This is a genomic window from Spiroplasma sp. ChiS, from assembly GCF_002968355.1.
Lineage (GTDB): Bacteria > Bacillota_I > Bacilli_A > Mycoplasmatales > Mycoplasmataceae > Spiroplasma > Spiroplasma citri.
On the sequence record NZ_PUUH01000278.1, the window covers coordinates 1 to 625 of the forward strand.

General features: G+C 26.4%; 2 protein-coding genes. One reads left to right on the forward strand and one right to left on the reverse strand.

Annotation, left to right across the window (positions count from 1 at the left end; genetic code table 4):
• Window positions 1-207 (reverse strand): hypothetical protein (locus C6B38_RS11415; protein WP_233485631.1); only part of this gene is annotated, 207 nt, incomplete at its 3' end.
• Between the two features lie 79 nt (window positions 208-286).
• Here C6B38_RS11415 and C6B38_RS10320 point away from each other — a divergent pair.
• Window positions 287-433: a hypothetical protein gene (locus C6B38_RS10320; RefSeq protein WP_162475906.1), complete on the forward strand. Its 147-nt coding sequence runs from the start codon at window positions 287-289 to the stop codon at window positions 431-433.
• Window positions 434-625: the final 192 nt, after the last annotated feature.

A 625-nucleotide genomic window follows, 5' to 3' on the forward strand; every position in this document is an offset into this window, starting at 1 on the left:
AAAATATAGCTTTTGGCAAGTATGCACCAACGTTTTCGAATGTTTGACATTGAATTTTGTTAATTGTCATTGCAAACAAACTTTTATTGGGAATTGCCTCCTTACAAATGAAAATTGCCACTTCAAATCTGATAGAGACATATCAATCCCATTGATATAAAGTGTAACTCATATACGGATTCCTGCAATTGCCTCTACTTCTATCACACTTTCTCCTAACCTTTTAATGATTCAACCATTATTGATTTAGAAGATAAAAATATTAAATGACAAGGAGATAAATAATATGGAAAAAATAAAAAGAAATATTGCTAAATTATTAATTTCAATAAATGATGGTGAATTTGATGGATATGGGCAAAATACTATGAAGCAAATGATTTATGCTGAATTAGAAAAAATTTTTAATCAAATTAATAAAGAAAGTTTTTAAAATGCGAAATATACAAAGAATTACAAATAAAGGAGAATAAATAATATGTGAAAAGATGAAGATGGCAAAGTTTATACCGAAGAAGATTTATTTAATGAAGCATTAGAAGAATGTCATTCAGAAGAAAGTGCTTATGACTATATTGAAAAATTAATTATGGAAAAGAATTTGGAGGAATTAGAAAATGAAAAC